The organism is Arthrobacter sp. MMS24-S77 (assembly GCF_054888235.1).
In genome coordinates this window covers 4,751,965-4,768,163 of the sequence record NZ_JBTZRN010000001.1, presented here as the reverse complement: position 1 = coordinate 4,768,163, position 16,199 = coordinate 4,751,965, and the positions used below count along the sequence as shown (strand labels likewise).

Here is a 16,199-nt window from a genome sequence, read left to right as displayed (position 1 = left end):
GCGGGCGCACGTGGCGGCAGGGCGCACGTGCGCAGGGTTGCCTAGACCCGCAGCGAAGCGAGCTTTGCCTCGAGAATCTGGGCCACGCCGTCGTCGTCGAAATGCGGTGCTTGCTGGCCCGCGGCGTTGATGGCCTCGGGGTGGCCGCTGGCCATCGCGTAACCGTCGCCAGCCCAGCGCAGCATCTCGACGTCGTTGGGCATGTCACCGAAAGCCACCACCTCAGCGGCCTCGATGCCCCTGGACGCCGCATATGCGGCCAGTGTGACGGCCTTGTTGATACCGGGAGCGGACATCTCAAGAAGTGCGGTCCGCGGCGCTGAGTGGGTGGTCTCCACGAGATGCGCGACGGCGGGCTGGACCTTTGCCAGAAAATCATCCGGAGTTCCGCTGCGCGTCACGGCAAGGAACTTCACGACGGCGTCGTCCATAGTCAGCGTTTCGTCCAGCCATGCGGGTGTGAACTCGGCCAGGAGCTCGCTGGTCTCGTTCTCGATGAAACCCGGCTCAAGATGGAATCCTGTGAGGGTTTCGGCCGCGAACAATGCGTCGGGGCGGAGCTGCTTGATGATCCGGCGGGCCTCCAGCACGGACTCGATGCTCAAGGCATTGGCGGAAATCAGCTTGTCAGCCTCAAGATCCCACACCACGGCCCCGTTGGAACAGATCACGGTCCCGCTGTGGCCGATCTGTTCGCGGAGCGGGTAGAGCCAGCGCGGCGGCCGACCGGTCACGAACACCACCTCGATGCCCGCGTCACGACAAGCATGGAAAGCGCGTATGGTGCGGCTGCTGATCTTGCCGTCATGGCCAAGGATGGTTCCGTCAATGTCACTTGCTACGAGCCGCATTATGTCAGTCTACGTGGGGGCGCATCGGATTCGCCCCCGAGGCTAGCGCTGTTCGAAATGGCCCGTGATGATGGCCCGGCCCAGCGTGTGCGCTGCCAGCTTGCGGACAAGCGCACCTGTGGAGGCACCGGCGTCGATGCCCAACTCTTCGACGTCGACGGCGTGCACGGCCACGATGTACCGGTGCGGGCCGTGTCCGGGCGGAGGCGCGGCGCCCAGATAACCGGGGAATCCGGCGTCGTTCTTCAACTGGAAAGCGCCGGACGGCAGGTGAGAACCGCCCTGGGCGCCGGCACCGGCAGGCAAGGAGCGCACACCGGCCGGGACGTTGACCACGGCCCAGTGCCAGTAACCACCAGCCTTGGGAGCATCCGGGTCGAAGACGGTGACCGCGTAACCCTTGGTGCCCTCCGGGACGCCGCTCCAGCTCAGCTCCGGAGATTCATCCTTGCCCCCGGCCACACCGAAGCGCTTGCTGGTCTGTGGCGGTTTGAGTGCGTCGCCGTCCTTGAACGACTCGCTGGTGAGGTCGAAGGAGGGGACGCGGGGAAGGTCGGAGTAGCTCACGGCTGCACTTCAATGCTTGCCCCGGACTCCATGGCGTTCAGGGCGTTGATTTCGGCTCGCGTCGGCGGGTTCGCGCCTGGCCGGGAGACAGTCACCGCCGCGGCGCGCGCTGCATGGTTGAGGATTCCTTCGAGCACTTCGGCAGGCATGGCATGCAGCTCGTCCCGGTTTTGCGCCCCGGCCAGTCCGTGATCGACGATCCCTGAAAGGAGCGCGGCCATGAAGGAATCGCCGGCTCCCACCGTATCCGCCACGTCTACCTTGGGAGCGTCCACCTGGGCATCGCCAGCGGCCGTGACTCCCCAGGGGCCGTCCGCACCCCGCGTGACCACAACGACGGCCGGTCCCGCACTACCGCCCAGGCGCAGCCAGCGCCGTGCCGATTCCTGGACGTCGACGCCGGGATAGAGCCATTCAAGGTCCTCGTCGGAAGCCTTGACGACGTCCGAGAGCGACACGAAGCGCTCCACTTGGGCGCGGGCATAGTCCCGGTCTGTGATGATGCTGGGCCGGCAGTTGGGATCGAAGCTGATGGTCGCGTTCGGGTGGGCATGCTCGACGGCGGCAAGCACTTCCGCTGCACCGGGCTCCAACATGGTGGCAATGGAGCCGGTGTGCAGGAGGGATGTCCCCTGAAGCATGAAAGGCAGTCGCGCTGCGAAGCCGGGAAGCTCCCAGGTGAGGTCGAACGTGTAGCTGGCCGCGCCGTCGTCGTCGATCAAGGCGGTAGCCACACTGGTGGGATTCTCGTCCGGCGGCAGCGGCACCATGACGGAACTGGAGCGCAGGTGTGCTGCGATCGAGTCGCCGTAGGCATCCTTGCCGAACCGGCCGATGAACTGGACGGCGTGGTCCAGCCGGGCCAGCCCCACTGCAACATTGAGGGGACTGCCGCCCACGTGGGCGTCGACTCCCGAGGAGCTCTGAACCACATCAACCAGTGCTTCACCTATGACTGTCAGCATGGGACAACTCTGCCACGCAGATGTGGTGCGCGTCTCGCAATGCCAGTTGGTGACTTGTCAGCGAACCGTCACGCCAGCAGCCGCTGCACCAACTCCCGGCATTTCTTGTACGCAACCGCCCTGGGGTCGATCAGGTCGAAATGGTCCCCGGGTACCTTGAGGAGCTGCGCCGCGCCTCCGGAAGCAGTAGCGGCGGCAACATAGGCCTCGGACTGGCTGCACGGAACATCCTCGTCAGCAGAAGCGTGGACGGCAAAAACCGGAACACTGATGGGGAGTGACCTCATGGGATCCGCATAAATATGCCGCTTGGGGTATCTTATGGAGTCGCCACCCATCAGGTTGTCGACGGCGCCGTTGCTCAGGTTGAGCCGCTCGGCATCAGCCAGGTTCAGCAGCCCTGATTGGCTCACGACACCGGTCAGCCGCACTGCTGTGCCATTGTCGTGACGATGGAGCTGCCGATCGGCGTCGGGGGCGCCAATCTTGGAGAGCTTCTCCCGGCCAGCCGCCCAAACCGCAAGGTGGCCGCCCGCGGAGTGTCCCAGCGCCACCACTTTGTCCAGGTTGAGTCCATGCGTGCCGGCAATCTCGCCCAGGTGGTCGATTCCATCGAGGACGTCTTCGAACGTGTGCGGCCACCCGCCGCCGTTTCCTGCCCTGCGGTACTCAAGGTTCCAGGCGGCGATCCCATGCGCAGCGAGATCCCTGGCAATCGGCTCACCGAGTTCCGCGCCGTATTGCGAGCGCCAATAGCCACCGTGGATCACCACCACCACTCCGTCGTGCCGACTGCGGTGTGCCTCCAGCGAGTTGTCTGGTACGAACAGCTCTCCCCATTGACTGGAGTGGTCGCCGTAGTAGTACTTGTGCCGCTTCATCGTGTCCTCCTTTGTGCCGAGCCTATCGCGGAGGGACCACGCGGAGGGGGAGCCGAGGAAATATAGCACCCCTGCGGAGCCTTCCGCTGGCGGACGAGGCCGACCCATATCGTTAGCGCAGCCAGCTCCCGAAACTGTCGGCCCGTCCCCGTAAGCTGGAGGCATGGCTAGCAATTGGGACAGCTTGGAACCTGAGCTGCGCGAATCGGTACAGGCGAATGTGGAGCTCTATTCCCGTGTCCGGCCTGCCTTGAAGCTCGTCACCCGCGACGTCTTGTTGACCTTGCGGGACATGCTTAAGAACAGCGAGTCCGTGCCCCTTTTCGTCACGGGACGCACCAAGACGGTCGAATCCTTCCGGGAGAAGATTTCGCGCACCGAAGTACCGCTGGAGGGCGGCCCACGGGTGCTGAAATTCCCGGACCCGTTCCGGACCTTGAATGACATGGTGGGGCTGCGCGTCATCACCAAGCTTCCTGCCGAGAACGCGGCGGTGGCCAACCTCATCAAGCGCCAGCGCCAGCTTTTTGATTGCCGCGGCGACCTTGAAAAGGACATCGGCTCCATTGAGTCCGGCACCTATGGGTATTCGAGCCGGCACCTCATCCTGCGCACCATCCAGAACGAAACCGTGAAGGCGTACCAGCAGGTCTTCAATCCGGACATTCCGCCGAATGGCAGCTATTTCTTCGAATGCCAGATCCGCACAGTTTTTGCGCACGCCTGGAGCGAAATCGAACACGACATCCGCTTCAAGGCCGAGGATCCGCGCGCCTGGACGCCACATTTCGACCGCCAATTCACCGCAACCGCGGCAATGCTGGAAACCGTGGAGAGCGCCTTCGCCGACCTCCACGAGCGCTACGAGGAAGTCCGCGGCTACTGGGACCTGGAGGGCGAAGGTTCCATGCCCCTCACCCCCAACCGGGTGAGGGACGTCTGGCGGACGCTTCTTCCGCACGTTGACCGTAAAGTTGATGACGACTGGGGCTGGGCCGCGGAGCTTCTCGCTGCGCACGGATTAAACAAGACCGTGGAGCTAGCCGGACTCCTCAGCGCCAACCGGATCACCGAGGTCCGCAAAGCCTTGGACCATCGCTACTCCCCCGGACCGGACCGCCTCCTGGATGACCTCCTGCTGTGGCAGTACGGCACCGAACACATCGACCTCACCGCCGAGGCTCCCGACGTCGTCCCCCACCCCCGGCGGGACAGCCTCCAGCGGCGCCTCAAGCAGATTGAGCGGTACCGCCTGACCAATAGCTAAGGACCCATGACACCCGAGCAGCTCCAGTCCCTCCGTTCCACGCTGCGCTCCCCCCGCAGGCTCAAGACGGAAGCTTTGGCTGGTTTGGTGGTGGCCCTCGCCCTCATTCCAGAAGCCATCGCGTTCTCTGTGATTGCCGGCGTGGATCCGCGGATCGGGCTTTTCGCGTCCTTCACGATGGGAGTCACCACGGCGATCGTGGGCGGCCGGCCTGCCATGATCTCCGCGGCCACGGGCGCCGTCGCCCTCGTGATTGCGCCCGTCATGAGGGACCACGGGCTCAACTACTTGATTGCCACGGTCATCTTGGCGGGAATCTTCCAAATTGTCCTGGCGGTCTTGGGTGTCACGCGGCTCATGCGCTTCATTCCGCGTTCGGTGATGATCGGATTCGTGAACGCCTTGGCCATTCTGGTGTTCATGGCCCAATTGCCCGAGCTGATCGGCGTTCCCTGGATGGTCTACCCGATCGTGGCCGTCGGGCTGCTGATCGTCTTCGGCCTGCCCAGGATCACGACGGCGGTGCCCGCACCTTTGGTGGCGGTGGTGGCCCTCACGATTGTCACGGCGCTAGCTGGAATCAACGTCCCCACGGTGCACGACAAGGGTGAACTCCCCAACAGCCTTCCCGGTTTCTTCGTGCCGAATGTGCCTTTGACCTGGGAGACCTTCCAGACTATCGCCCCGTTCGCCTTGTCCATGGCGCTGGTGGGCCTGTTGGAATCCCTCATGACGGCCAAACTCGTGGACGACATCACGGATACCCGTTCCAACAAGACCCGGGTTTCGTGGGGCCAGGGCATAGCCAACATCGTCACCGGTTTCCTGGGTGGCCTGGGTGGCTGCGCCGTGATCGGGCAAACCATGATCAACGTCAAGGGTTCAGGTGCCCGCAGCCGGCTCTCGACCTTCCTTGCCGGCGCGTTCCTGCTGGTGCTTGTAGTGGTTCTTGGGGACGTGGTGGGCATGATCCCCATGGCCGCATTGGTGGCCGTGATGATCTTCGTTTCCCTCATCACCTTTGACTGGCATTCGATCCGGCCAACAACGCTCAAGCGCCTCCCGAAGTCCGAAACCGGCGTCATGCTGGTGACGGTGGCCGTGGTGGTGGCGACGCACAACCTGGCCATCGGAGTCGGTGCCGGCGTCGTCACGGCCATGGTGCTGTTTGCCCGCCGCGTAGCTCATTTCGCCACGGTGGAACGGAGCGAGCTTGAGCTCAACGGCCGGACCGTAGCGAGCTACACGGTGGACGGCGAGTTGTTCTTCGCTTCCTCCAACGACCTCTACACGCAGTTCGACTACGCGAAAGACTCCTCGGATGGAATCGACCATGTGGTCATCGACCTGCACGCATCGCACATCTGGGATGCTTCCACCGTTGCCGTGCTGGATTCCGTCACCGACAAATATCGCAGGCATGGCCGCGAGGTGGAGCTCATAGGCCTCAACGCGGCAAGCGTCCGGATGCGCGAACGGCTGGCAGGCAAGCTCAACGCAGGCTGACAGCTACGGAGAGCGGAACTTCCACGGCGCAGCCACAGTGGTTCCAACTCCGATGGTGCGGCCGGCGAGCCGGTCAAGGAGCAGCGTGATGGCTCCTTCGAGGGCTTCCGGTTCCGGGGTCCCGCCGGCGGTTCCCGGGGCCAGCACGTCGAAACCGGCAGGCTGCATGGTGTCCGAAATGACAACCTGGGCCACTCCGCGCCGCGCGAGCTCGCCCACTGTGAGGTCAAGAAGAGTGCCGGGCGGAAGGGCACCAATGATGGCGCCGTCGGCACCGCCGGAGAGCATGAACCGCCGCCACCCTTCGCCAATGAGGATCACCGGCTGGTAACCGTGCTCGGGCAAGATGCGTGCCGCAGACGTAGCCAAAGCACGGTCCCAGGGCCATTCGAGATCACCGATGGCAATCGCTACCAGATCGGTCTTGCCACGGCGCATTCCGCGGGCTGCCTGGTTGGGCACGTAACCCAGCTCCTTGGCAGCCGCCTGAACGCGTGCTTGCGTTGACTCGCTGATGCGGGTGGTGCCGCCGTGGCGTCCGGACAAGACATAGGACACGGTGGTGAGGGAAACGCCGGCGCTCTTTGCGACGTCCCGGATGGTCGGCTTCGCTCCAAGTCCCATGGCCTAGCGCTTTCCTTTCTTGCGGGAACCCTTGCCGCGGCCCTTGTCCGGGTTCGGGGCATAGCGCTGGGCAACGGCCGGCTTCTTGGCGCCGGTGCCGCGCCTGTCCGGCTTCGGTGCCTTCTTCGGTTTCTCCTGCTGCGCCGAAGGTTGCCGCGAGCTCTGGGCCGTGCGGCCGCGGACGATGCCGATGAATTCCTCAATGACCTCGTTCGTGGAATCGCTCGGCCACGCCAGGGCGATCTGCGTCCCTTCCGCCCCGGTCAGGCGACGCGCCACCGTGTCCTTGACGTTGAAATGCCTGGCCACGGACATCGGAAGGATCACGAGCCCGGCACCGGAAGCCACCACCTGCATGGCCATCTCCGCCCCGCCCAACCCGGCGACATCCAGGAAGTTCTCCTCCGCGAGATCCTCCAGTGCCACCTCTTCAAACACGGAGATTTCGTGTCCTTTCGGGGCCACCACCACGGCTTGCTCTTCGTAGAGGGGAATGACGTGGAGCCCGTCGCGGTCCACCGGCAAGCGCACAAAGCTGAGGTCCGCGGACCCGTCGCGCAACACCGCAAGCTGCGCGCCGTCGTCGGACATGAACGAGTGCAGCGGAACACCGGGCATGCGCTCTTCCCAGCGCCGGATCCATTTCCCGGGCGTCACGCCGGCAACGTAAGCGAAGCGCAGCTCCCGGGGACCGCTGGTTTCGGCATCGGAGGCGTCGGAGGCGTCGGGGGCTCCGGAGGCGGACAGGGATTCTTGATCGGCAGGCACCAGTTCACAGTACCGCGCACTATCTGCCCAACGCAGCGCCCGCCCCAGCTATGCCCCGTACACCTGGACTGCCGTGGCTTTGACCACAAAGTAGACGCGCGATCCCGGTTCGAGTCCCAGCTCCGCGGACGCAGCCGGCGTGATGTCCGCTGCGAGGTCGCCGGCCCGGACACGGATCTGGTCCCCGTGCGGTTCAAGATCCGTGATGGCAACCGGGAAAGAGTTTCGCGGGCTGCCGTGCGCGGCGTCCAAGAATACTGAAACGGCCGACGGCGGGAAGGCGGCGACGCCGGGCTGGCCCGGTTCCGCTTCGTCCTCGAGATGTCCTGCAACATGCAGGCCGCCGCCCGCAAGGCTGGTGACGTCCGCAACGCTGACGCCGCCCGCGACGGCGGACGTCCTGAGTCCGTCCTCCGTGACCGTGCCCGCGAGGAGGTTCACCCCGGCCAGTCCCGCGGCGAATTGGCTTCGGGGCCGCCGGAATACGTCCCGGGTGGCGCCTTCCTCCACAATCCCGCCCTTTTCCATGACGATCACGCGGTCCGCGAGCATGAGGGCATCCAGGACGTCGTGGGTGATGATGAGGGCGCGACGCCCCGACAGGACGCGTTTGAGGAGCCGGCGCAAATGCGGAGCGGCGTGGATGTCCAAGGCGGACATCGGCTCGTCAAGGAGCAGCAACTCGGGGCTCGCTGCAAGTGCCCGGGCCACGGCAACGCGCTGGGCCTGCCCGCCGGACAACTGGCCGGGCTTCCGTTCGGCCAAGTGCGTGACATCGACTTCGGCAAGCCAGTGCCGCGCCCTTTCGCGTGACTGCGCCCGGGAGGCACCTGCGCTGCGCGGACCGAAAGCCACGTTGTCCAGGACGCTAAGGTGCGGGAAAAGCAACGGTTCCTGGGCCAACAGTGCTGTGCCCCGAAGGTGCGGCGGGGTCCACACCCGGCTGCCGCCGTCGAGGTCGAACAGGACCCGCTCACCTAGCCGGGCGGAGCCGGCGTCAGGCCGCAAGAGACCCGCCGCGACGGACAGCAGTGTCGATTTTCCCGCGCCGTTGGGCCCCAGGATCGCGACGGTTTCCGCCGGTCCAACGCTCAATGAGACGTCCAAGTTGCGGGCGCGGACGGTGGCGTCGATATGGAAACTCACGCGGCCGCCTCCGCGGGAACATCCGCGCGATGCGGACGCCGGTAGGACAGCCCGACCACGATCACCGCCACCGCGACGAGAACCAGCGAAAGAGCGACGGCGGCATCCGCGTCGGTCTCGCGCTGCAGGTAGATTTCCAGCGGCAGGGTCCGTGTGACACCCTGCAAGCTTCCCGCGAACGTGAGGGTGGCCCCGAATTCCCCCAGGCTGCGGGCAAAGGACAACACCGCTCCGGAAGCGAGTCCAGGGAGGACCATGGGAACGGTTACGCGCCGCAGGATGGTGGTGGGGCGGGCGCCGAGCGTCGCGGCAACGGCTTCGTAGCGGTTGCCGGCCGTCCGTAGGGCGCCTTCGAGGCTGACTACCAGGAACGGCAGGGCGACAAACGTCTGGGCCAGGACCACCGCCGTCGTCGAAAAGGCGATCTGGATCCCCACGAGCTCAAGGTTCTTGCCCAGTAGCCCCTGCCGCCCAAAGGTGTAGAGCAGGGCAATGCCGCCCACCACCGGCGGCAACACCAAGGGCAGGAGGACGAAGGCGCGGAGGAGCCGTTGGCCGCGGAAGGGCAGCCGGGCGAGGATCAGAGCCAAGGGGATGCCGAAGACGAGGCAGAGGGCGGTGCTCGCCGCGGAGGTACGGAGGCTAAGGCCCAGCGCAGTCAGCGAGGACTCGGAGGTGATCAGAGGGATGAACCGGGACCAATCGACCTTTGCGACCATGGCTGCCAGTGGCAGCAGGACGAACAATCCACCCACTGCCGCCAAGCCGTAGACCCACCGTGGAACCCCGCTGTAGTTCATCAACGCCTACGGTACGCCAAAGCCTGCGTCTCCCAGGACTTTCTTGCCCTCGTTGCCGGTGACCAGGCTGATGAACGCGGCGGCCAGGTCCTTGTGCGTGCTGGTGCCCACTGTCGCGATCGGGTAGGTGTTGACGGCGTTGCTGGCCTCGGGGAACGGGACGCCCTTGACCTTGTCACCGGCACTCTTGACGTCGGTGACGTAGACCAGGCCGGCATCGGCCTCGCCCGAGGTCACTTTGCCCAGGACATCGGTCACGGAGGACTCTTCGCTCACGGGCTTGATGGTGGTGCCGGTGGCCTTTTCCACGCTCTGGGCGGCAGCCCCGCACGGTACCTGGCTCGCGCAGACAACTACCTTCACGCCGGGCTTCGCGAGGTCCGCGAAGGAAGAGATCGACGCCGGATTGGCGGGCGGGACGGCGATGGTCAGGACGTTCGTGGCAAAGTTCGTTGCCTTTCCGTCCACGAGGGAAGCGTCGGAGAGCTTGCCCATGTTCTTGGTGTCCGCGGAAGCGAACACATCTGCAGGGGCTCCCTGGGTGATCTGCGTGACCAGGTCCGAGGACCCCGCGAAGCTCAGGACCACTTTGGTGCCGGGGTTCTTGGCTTCGAACTCGGAGGCCAGCTTGGTGAATGTTGCTTTGAGCGAAGCGGCGGCATAAACGGTGACGGTGCCGGAGAGCCGGGGCGAGCTGCTGTTTGGCGAACCGGCGCTTCCAGCGCTGCTGCTTGTGGCTCCGGGCGAACCGGCTCCGGGGGTGCCGGCACAGCCAGCGAGACCGGCGAGCAAGCTCCCCGCTGCCAACAAAACCCCAACGTTCCTGCGGGCGACTCTCACGTGATGCTCTTCCCCTGCGCTGTTTCGACAATGACAGTGGTGGCCTTGACGACGGCCGTGGCAACGGATCCCAACTCGAGGCCCAGTTCCCGGACGGCTTCGCTGCTCATCAGGGAAACCACGCGGAAGGGTCCGCATTGCATCTCTACTTGGGCCATCACCTTGTCCGTGGTGATGCCGGTGACCAGGCCTACGAAGCGGTTGCGCGCGGAACGGCCCACCTTGCTGGGGTCCTCGGGCAGCGCCGCCTGTTCACGGGCCAGGTGGGCAAGCTCGAGCCCATCCACCACCAGGCGGCCGAATCGTCCTTCGTTCCCGTGAGGGCTCCGTGATCAATCCAACGGCGGACGGTATCGTCACTCACGCCAAGGAAACGGGCGGCCTCGGAGACTCGTATATGCGGCATGAATTCATCCTAGAACCTCATATGCGCTTTCATTAAGAACTATTGACCGCAAAACCGTATGTGACCTGCTATCTGCCGATACCTCCGCCGCCGAGCACGAGGAGCAACGTCCGGGTGATCCCGTCAGCCGCTGTGCCACTTCCCTGCGGCGGCAGATACCCTTGAACCATGACCTCTGCAAACTCCCAGTCCATGAAGCCGGCCACCGTTGCCAAGAAACTTGGCATCTACCTGCCCGCAACACCCCAGGAGTTCCAGGATTCGGAAATCACCCGCGCCGATTTCGCCGAGCTCCAGGCCAACGCACCGGAGTGGCTCGCCGAGCTCCGCCGGACAGGTCCGCACCCGCGTCCCGTGGTTGCCCAGAAGCTGAACATCTCCATCAGCGGCCTCGCGCGCGGCGGCATCACCGAACCCCTGACGACGGCGGAAATCACCGAACTGCTGGCAGCCCCGCCGCAGTGGCTCGTCGTCGAACGCGCCACCCACGCAGCCGTCCGCTCCGAGGCAAAGCGCATCAAGGAAGAAGCTGCCAAGAAGGAAGCCACCAAGGAAGCGAAGACGAACGCATCGGCCAAGCGGGATGCGCCCAAGGCATCCAAGCGGGACCACGCCTAAGCTCCATCTGGCCCTCAACAGGAAGGCAGATCAGCCCAGCCAGGGCGATCTGCCTTCCTGCGTTTGCGCCCCGATCAGGCCGCCCTCGCCTCCAACGCTTCCTCGGCGCATACTGAATTTGAAGCGGTGCGCATTCGCTTGGAGGTGGTCCGATTGCCCGCCACAACTGGAGTCCAGCTGACGGTCTGGGAGATCGGGCTGTGGGCAATTTTGCTCATGTGTGCTGTTGCCTTCACGGTCAATGCCGTCCGGAAAGGGGTCATCCACGGAACCCCCGACGGCGGCCACCTCGCCCTGCAGGGGCCCCTCGGCCACCGCGATCGGGACCTTGTCAAAGAGCCCGATGCCGTCTTCTGGAACGTCTTTGCCGGACTCGTGGTAGTTGTCCCGGCGGTTCTCATCCCCGCGTTGGCCTCGCCCGCCGTCGGGCTCTTGATGCTCATCCTGGGCGTAGGCGCCGCGCTTGCGGCCTTCTCCGTCGGCCGGAAACTGGAGCAGAAGCGCCAAAGCAGGCCGGAAAACCGGCCAGGGTTTGCCGAAGCCGCTGCCCGTCACGACGCCCTCTTGGCTCGCTGGCAAAGGTATGAACTGGATCCCGCCAAGGGTATCGACTTCCCCGGCATGAGCGACGTCAACGTTCCCCAAACCGCCGCCCTGGTCCGCGCGCTCCAAGAAGCCCAGCGCTGCCGCATCGCCGCCGGGACGGACTACGCCCGCGCCGTCGAGCAGTTGGACGTTGCGATGGCCGAAGCCGAAGCAGCCGCGGGCGTTTCTGCGCCGTAACTAGCTGATGACGCTCGCCTCGCGGGAGGCGCGCAGCAGTTGCTGCACTCGCCCGATGTCCGGAACGTCCTCCAGCCCGGTGACCAGATTGACGAGTTCGACGGCGTCATCGGCCGCAAGGCGCGTACCGGCCAGGGACAGGAACTTCCCGATGGTTTCCTCATCGCTGAGCCTGTTGGTGGAGGCTCCGCGCGCCCGAACAGCCTGTAGCGAGTAGTCGCCGTCGGCCGTGCTGACGGTGAGGTGTGGTTCGGCGGATCCGCCCTGCTGGCCCGGATCCAGTTCCAGCGAAATTCGCCCCATCAGCGCGCTGACGCGGGGATCTGTCCTGCCTTGTTCGGTGATGTCGTCCAGCCCGACGCCGCCGCGGAGCAAAGCCGTAGCCAAGGCAAAGTGCATGCTGAGCTGGGCCGATACCAGGGAGGAAACATCCGCGTTGCCGCACATGTCCATGATCAGGGAGCTGGTCCGGACCGTGACGCCGCGAATGTCCTCCGGAATGAAGCCGTGGTTCCGCTGGAGTTCCAACGCGGCGTCAACGGCGGAATGCGTGCTGCGGCAGCTGGCGTATGGCTTGATGGAAGCCTTTTCGATCTGCCACTCTTCGCCCAGGGTGGCATGGATCGCCGACTCGTCCGTGGAGACGCCTGAGCTCCCGCCGTAGATCTTCAGGAAGCTGCCCCAGGGCGCGGAGAAGAGGTCGGTGGGACCGGTGAAGCCGCCGCGAGCCAGCAAGGCGCTGTTAAGTCCGGCCTCCGCGGCCCGGCCCACGTGCATGCGCTTGGACATTGCACCATCTCCGATGAACGCCCACGTTCCGCCTGTGAAGGAACCGGCCAGTCCGATTGCCGATGCCATCTGCCCGGCGTCGAGTCCGAAGATGATGCCAGCGGCGGCGGCAGCGCCGAAAGTCCCGCAAACGCCGGTGGAGTGCCATCCGAGGTTGTTGACGGCGTCGTACCCTCCCAAGGCGTCCTGCACCCGGCGGGCGAGCTCGTACCCGGCCACCACCGCGTGCATCAGTTGCGCGCCTGACACTGGTTCGTCCCGCATGGCGGCCGCGGCGAGGGCAGCAGGGAGGACAACGGCCCCGGAATGATCGCAGCCGCCGGAATCGTCCAGTTCAAAGGCGTGGCTCGCGACGCCGTTGATGAAGGCGGCTGCGAGGGGCGGTGCCACGGCGGGAGTTCCCCACAGGGGCACGGCCTTTGGTCCCTCGACGTGTCCCACCTCGTTACCGGCCAAGCCGTACCCGGCCAGGAGCGCCGAACGACTGATGGCGACTTCCCGTGAAGCGGCCCCCGCGATCCCAGCGCCTAGCGTATCCAGGATGTGGATCCTCGTCCGGTGGCGCACGCTGACCGGGATGTCCTGAAAGCTGAGCGAGGTGATGAAGTCTGAAAAGATCTCGGATGCGCTCCGGGAATGGTTCATTTGCCTTTGCCTGACGTGGTGATGGTGTGGAAGATTTCCGCGGGATGGCCAGCTGCATTCGGTTCACCGTTTTCGCGCCACCACGCCGAGACCTCGCCGCCCGTGGCAACCCAGACGTCGTCGTGGCGGTTCACACGGTCCATGAATTCGCGCAGCATGCCGATTCGGCCCGGTGTTGCGATGATCTCCGGGTGGACGGTGAGCACGAAGCAAAGACCCTCGGCACGGTGGGCCTCGAATTCGATGATCCAATTCCGCAGGACCTCACGGGTGGAGGCGATGCGGGGGCTGCCCTTGGGAATGGGCGGGTCCAGATTGAAGACGAAGTAGGGGAAATCGTCCAGTTCGTGGTGCCTGGGGATCTCCACCAGCCGGTGCGCCTCCCCCGCGTGGAAGTGCGGAATGTCGTCCCCGTGCCACGAGGACGACCAGTTGAACCCATGATCCGCCAGCGCCGCGGGCAGGCCGCGGGCATACGATCCCCGACCAACCCGGAAACCCTGCGGCCGGAAGCCGAGGTGGTCACGGAAAACATCCTGTGCCTTGAGGATCGATTCCAGCTGTGTGGTGAGGTCCAGGCTGCCGAAATCCTCCAGGGCCCAGCCCATGTTGGCGAGTTCGTGGCCGGCCGCGGCCACCGCCTCGAGTTGCCTCGGATAGACCTCCAGATTGCGTCCGGGGACGAACCAGCTGGCTCGCGTGCCGCTGCGCTCGAGCTCCGCGAGCAAGCGGTCGACGCCGCGCGTGGCGCCATATTGCCCCACGGAAAGGCTTTTGGCGCGGTCGACGGCGTCCGGGGCCGCCGAGAGGATGGACAGTTCGGCTTCGAACGCCACGGTGAGGACGAAGGCGCTCTTCTTGCCTTCCGGCCAGCGGGCGCGCGTCGGGGACTGTTGTTCGGGCGTCGCGCCGGGGACGGGACCCCGGACCGTCGTCGGGGACTGTTGTTCCGGCGTCGTCATGATGCCTTCTCCCGCAGATCGGGCTCCTGCCGCGATTGCCACCAGCGGCTCACGTCCCGGCACCTGGCAAACCACACGTCGTCCTGGGCGCCCATGTGTTCCATCCAGCGGTCCAGCAGCACGGCGCGGCCCGGCCGGCCCACCACCTTGGGGTGGAAGATCGTCGAGAGGCACAGACCTTCGGAATGGTAGCCGTCGAATTCACGCATCCAGTTGTCCAAAGTCAGTTCGTAGCTCGCTATTCGGTCGCCGCCCGAGGGCCAGTCCGGATTGGTGGTGAACGCCAGTGACGAGTAGTCGTCCATTTCGGAGCGGGCCGGAATCTCCACGAGTCGTCCGCCGGGATGGAAGTACGGCCGGTCGTCGCCGCGCATGGAACTGGAGTATTCGAAGCCGAGTTCATCCAAGAGTGCCGGCGTTTCGGGCCGCCAGTCCCCTGACGGAGTCCGGAAACCGACGGCCGTGGTCCCCAGGACGTTGTGGAAGATCCGCTGGCTGGTTTCGATGACCTCGCGTTGCTGCTCCACGCTGAGGTCCCAGTATTTCTCGTGCCGGTAGCCATGGTGCGCCACCTCGTGCCCCTGCTCCACAATCCGGCGGCATTGTTCCGGCCAGGTTTCCACCACCCACGCAGGGGTGAAGAAGGTTGCCGGGAAGGAGTGCCGCTCAAGGAGCCTAAGGATGCGATCCAGGGCGCGCCAAGGGCCGTAAGCGCCTTGGGTGAAATACTCGGGACGGTCCCAAATGGTGCCCGTGAGCATGGCGTCCCCTGTGGGACCGTCCAGGTCGAAAGCGAGGGCGACGGCGGCCCGCTTGCTTGCGGGCCACACCGCCGCTCCCGCTTCGTTGTGCAACGGGATCAAGACTTGACGCCGTTGACTTCCGGGGTCATCGAGCCGTAGCCGAGGCCCCACTTGTCCAGGATCTTCTGGTAGTCGCCGTTGGCCTTGACCTTGTTGAGGGCGTCCTGAATGGCGTTGACCAGTTGGGTGTTGCCCTTCTTGGCCAGGATTCCGAACGGCTTGGCCGGAAGCGAATCAAGCACGGCCTTGTACTTCCCAGGCTCGGTCTTGTCGAAATACGCGAGGTTCTCGGCGCCCTGGACGGCCAGGTCCACGCGTCCCTGATCGATCTGCAAGCGCGCGGCTGCCCCGGAGTCCGTGGGAAGGATGCTGATCTCCGGCAGGCCCTTGTCCGTGCAGAGGGTCTTGCTCAAGGCCTTCACCTGCTCGAAGTAATCGGTCTTTCCGCTCACAGCCAGTTTCTTGCCGCAAGCGTCCTGCTGCTTGGTGAACTCGCCCGCCCGGCTTCCCGACGTATACAAGCGGCCCTGGGACTTGAAGTAGTCCACGAAGTCCGCGGTCTTCTGGCGCTCCAAGGTGTCCGAAATACCGGACATGACCACATCGACGCGGCCGGTCTGGGCCGAGTTGATCAGCTGGTCGAACGGCGATTCCACCACCTCGACCTTCACGCCGAGGGCTTCGCCAAGCTTCTGCTGGAGCTCGATGTCGAGGCCTGCCAGGTTCTTGGCATTGTCCCGGAATTCCATTGGGGGGAAATCGGGAGAGAGCCCGATGCGCAGCTTGCCAGCATCCTTGATTTCCTGCGGAAGACCGGCAGGAGCGGATGCGGAAGGGGCGGCAGCCGGTCCGCCCACGCAGGCGGTCAGGCCGAGGGTTGCGGCGGCGGCCACCGCGGCGAGGCGGGCAGCAGTCTTGAGGTGCTTCATGTTGGCTCCGTTTGTTGTGAGGGGAGGTGCGGATGCGATGGGGGTAAAG

The 16,199-nt window shown here is 65.1% G+C and carries 17 protein-coding genes and 1 pseudogene; 4 read left to right on the top strand and 14 right to left on the bottom strand.

All coding sequences use genetic code 11. From position 1 onward, the window contains the following. Positions 1 to 41 precede the first annotated feature (41 nt). From ACX5I4_RS22085 to ACX5I4_RS22070, 4 genes are all read right to left on the bottom strand, one after another. Complete coding sequence (locus ACX5I4_RS22085; RefSeq protein ID WP_461838567.1) at positions 42 to 851, bottom strand: HAD family hydrolase; 810 nt, start codon at positions 849 to 851, stop codon at positions 42 to 44. Positions 852 to 893: 42 nt separating this feature from the next. Continuing rightward, the gene (locus ACX5I4_RS22080) at positions 894 to 1,418 is read right to left on the bottom strand and encodes a YbhB/YbcL family Raf kinase inhibitor-like protein (RefSeq protein WP_461838566.1); all 525 of its coding nucleotides are present in this window, start codon (positions 1,416 to 1,418) and stop codon (positions 894 to 896) included. Continuing rightward, positions 1,415 to 2,383 (bottom strand): carbohydrate kinase family protein, encoded by a 969-nt coding sequence (locus ACX5I4_RS22075; RefSeq protein ID WP_461838565.1) that lies wholly within the window; start codon positions 2,381 to 2,383, stop codon positions 1,415 to 1,417. Before ACX5I4_RS22075 ends, ACX5I4_RS22080 begins: the two co-directional genes overlap by 4 nt. Positions 2,384 to 2,451: 68 nt before the next feature. Beyond that, entirely contained in the window at positions 2,452 to 3,264 is an 813-nt protein-coding gene (locus ACX5I4_RS22070; protein WP_461838564.1) for an alpha/beta hydrolase, read from the bottom strand. A 163-nt stretch (positions 3,265 to 3,427) separates the two neighbouring features. On the opposite strand from ACX5I4_RS22070, the gene ACX5I4_RS22065 reads away from it, so the two are divergent. Further along, entirely contained in the window at positions 3,428 to 4,531 is a 1,104-nt protein-coding gene (locus tag ACX5I4_RS22065) for a GTP pyrophosphokinase (protein ID WP_461838563.1), read from the top strand. A 6-nt stretch (positions 4,532 to 4,537) separates the two neighbouring features. Then, entirely contained in the window at positions 4,538 to 6,037 is a 1,500-nt protein-coding gene (locus ACX5I4_RS22060; RefSeq protein WP_461838562.1) for a SulP family inorganic anion transporter, read from the top strand. Positions 6,038 to 6,040: 3 nt separating this feature from the next. Here ACX5I4_RS22060 and ACX5I4_RS22055 read toward each other — a convergent pair whose 3' ends face one another. From ACX5I4_RS22055 to ACX5I4_RS22030, 6 genes and pseudogenes are all read right to left on the bottom strand, one after another. Further along, positions 6,041 to 6,661: a LacI family DNA-binding transcriptional regulator gene (locus tag ACX5I4_RS22055; protein ID WP_461838561.1), complete on the bottom strand. Its 621-nt coding sequence runs from the start codon at positions 6,659 to 6,661 to the stop codon at positions 6,041 to 6,043. Between the two features lie 3 nt (positions 6,662 to 6,664). After that, a complete protein-coding gene (locus ACX5I4_RS22050; protein WP_461838791.1) occupies positions 6,665 to 7,342 on the bottom strand; it encodes a LysR family transcriptional regulator substrate-binding protein in 678 nt (225 codons plus the stop codon). 135 nt (positions 7,343 to 7,477) lie between these two features. After that, the gene (locus ACX5I4_RS22045; RefSeq protein WP_461838560.1) at positions 7,478 to 8,575 is read right to left on the bottom strand and encodes a sulfate/molybdate ABC transporter ATP-binding protein; all 1,098 of its coding nucleotides are present in this window, start codon (positions 8,573 to 8,575) and stop codon (positions 7,478 to 7,480) included. Beyond that, complete coding sequence (locus ACX5I4_RS22040) at positions 8,572 to 9,375, bottom strand: ABC transporter permease (RefSeq protein ID WP_461838559.1); 804 nt, start codon at positions 9,373 to 9,375, stop codon at positions 8,572 to 8,574. The genes ACX5I4_RS22045 and ACX5I4_RS22040 overlap by 4 nt, the downstream gene beginning before the upstream one ends. 6 nt (positions 9,376 to 9,381) lie before the next feature. Next, positions 9,382 to 10,215: a molybdate ABC transporter substrate-binding protein gene (gene modA, locus ACX5I4_RS22035; RefSeq protein ID WP_461838558.1), complete on the bottom strand. Its 834-nt coding sequence runs from the start codon at positions 10,213 to 10,215 to the stop codon at positions 9,382 to 9,384. Next, positions 10,212 to 10,621, bottom strand: a pseudogene (locus ACX5I4_RS22030) (TOBE domain-containing protein). The gene modA and the pseudogene ACX5I4_RS22030 overlap by 4 nt, the downstream one beginning before the upstream one ends. Before the next feature lie 168 nt (positions 10,622 to 10,789). On the opposite strand from ACX5I4_RS22030, the gene ACX5I4_RS22025 reads away from it, so the two are divergent. Together ACX5I4_RS22025 and ACX5I4_RS22020 are read left to right on the top strand one after the other, a co-directional pair. Then, positions 10,790 to 11,239: a DUF5997 family protein gene (locus tag ACX5I4_RS22025; RefSeq protein ID WP_461838557.1), complete on the top strand. Its 450-nt coding sequence runs from the start codon at positions 10,790 to 10,792 to the stop codon at positions 11,237 to 11,239. Positions 11,240 to 11,392: 153 nt separating this feature from the next. Next, entirely contained in the window at positions 11,393 to 12,022 is a 630-nt protein-coding gene (locus tag ACX5I4_RS22020) for a hypothetical protein (RefSeq protein ID WP_461838556.1), read from the top strand. Here the strand turns inward: ACX5I4_RS22020 and ACX5I4_RS22015 are convergent, their stop codons facing one another. Genes ACX5I4_RS22015 through ACX5I4_RS22000 form a run of 4 tightly spaced genes read right to left on the bottom strand, consistent with a single transcriptional unit; the run spans position 12,023 to position 16,150 of the window. Next, complete coding sequence (locus ACX5I4_RS22015; RefSeq protein ID WP_461838555.1) at positions 12,023 to 13,456, bottom strand: MmgE/PrpD family protein; 1,434 nt, start codon at positions 13,454 to 13,456, stop codon at positions 12,023 to 12,025. It abuts the gene before it with no gap. Continuing rightward, positions 13,453 to 14,418 (bottom strand): polysaccharide deacetylase family protein, encoded by a 966-nt coding sequence (locus ACX5I4_RS22010; RefSeq protein WP_461838554.1) that lies wholly within the window; start codon positions 14,416 to 14,418, stop codon positions 13,453 to 13,455. Before ACX5I4_RS22010 ends, ACX5I4_RS22015 begins: the two co-directional genes overlap by 4 nt. After that, complete coding sequence (locus ACX5I4_RS22005) at positions 14,415 to 15,281, bottom strand: polysaccharide deacetylase family protein (protein ID WP_461838553.1); 867 nt, start codon at positions 15,279 to 15,281, stop codon at positions 14,415 to 14,417. Before ACX5I4_RS22005 ends, ACX5I4_RS22010 begins: the two co-directional genes overlap by 4 nt. Beyond that, the gene (locus ACX5I4_RS22000; protein ID WP_461838552.1) at positions 15,278 to 16,150 is read right to left on the bottom strand and encodes an ABC transporter substrate-binding protein; all 873 of its coding nucleotides are present in this window, start codon (positions 16,148 to 16,150) and stop codon (positions 15,278 to 15,280) included. Before ACX5I4_RS22000 ends, ACX5I4_RS22005 begins: the two co-directional genes overlap by 4 nt. Positions 16,151 to 16,199 lie beyond the last annotated feature (49 nt).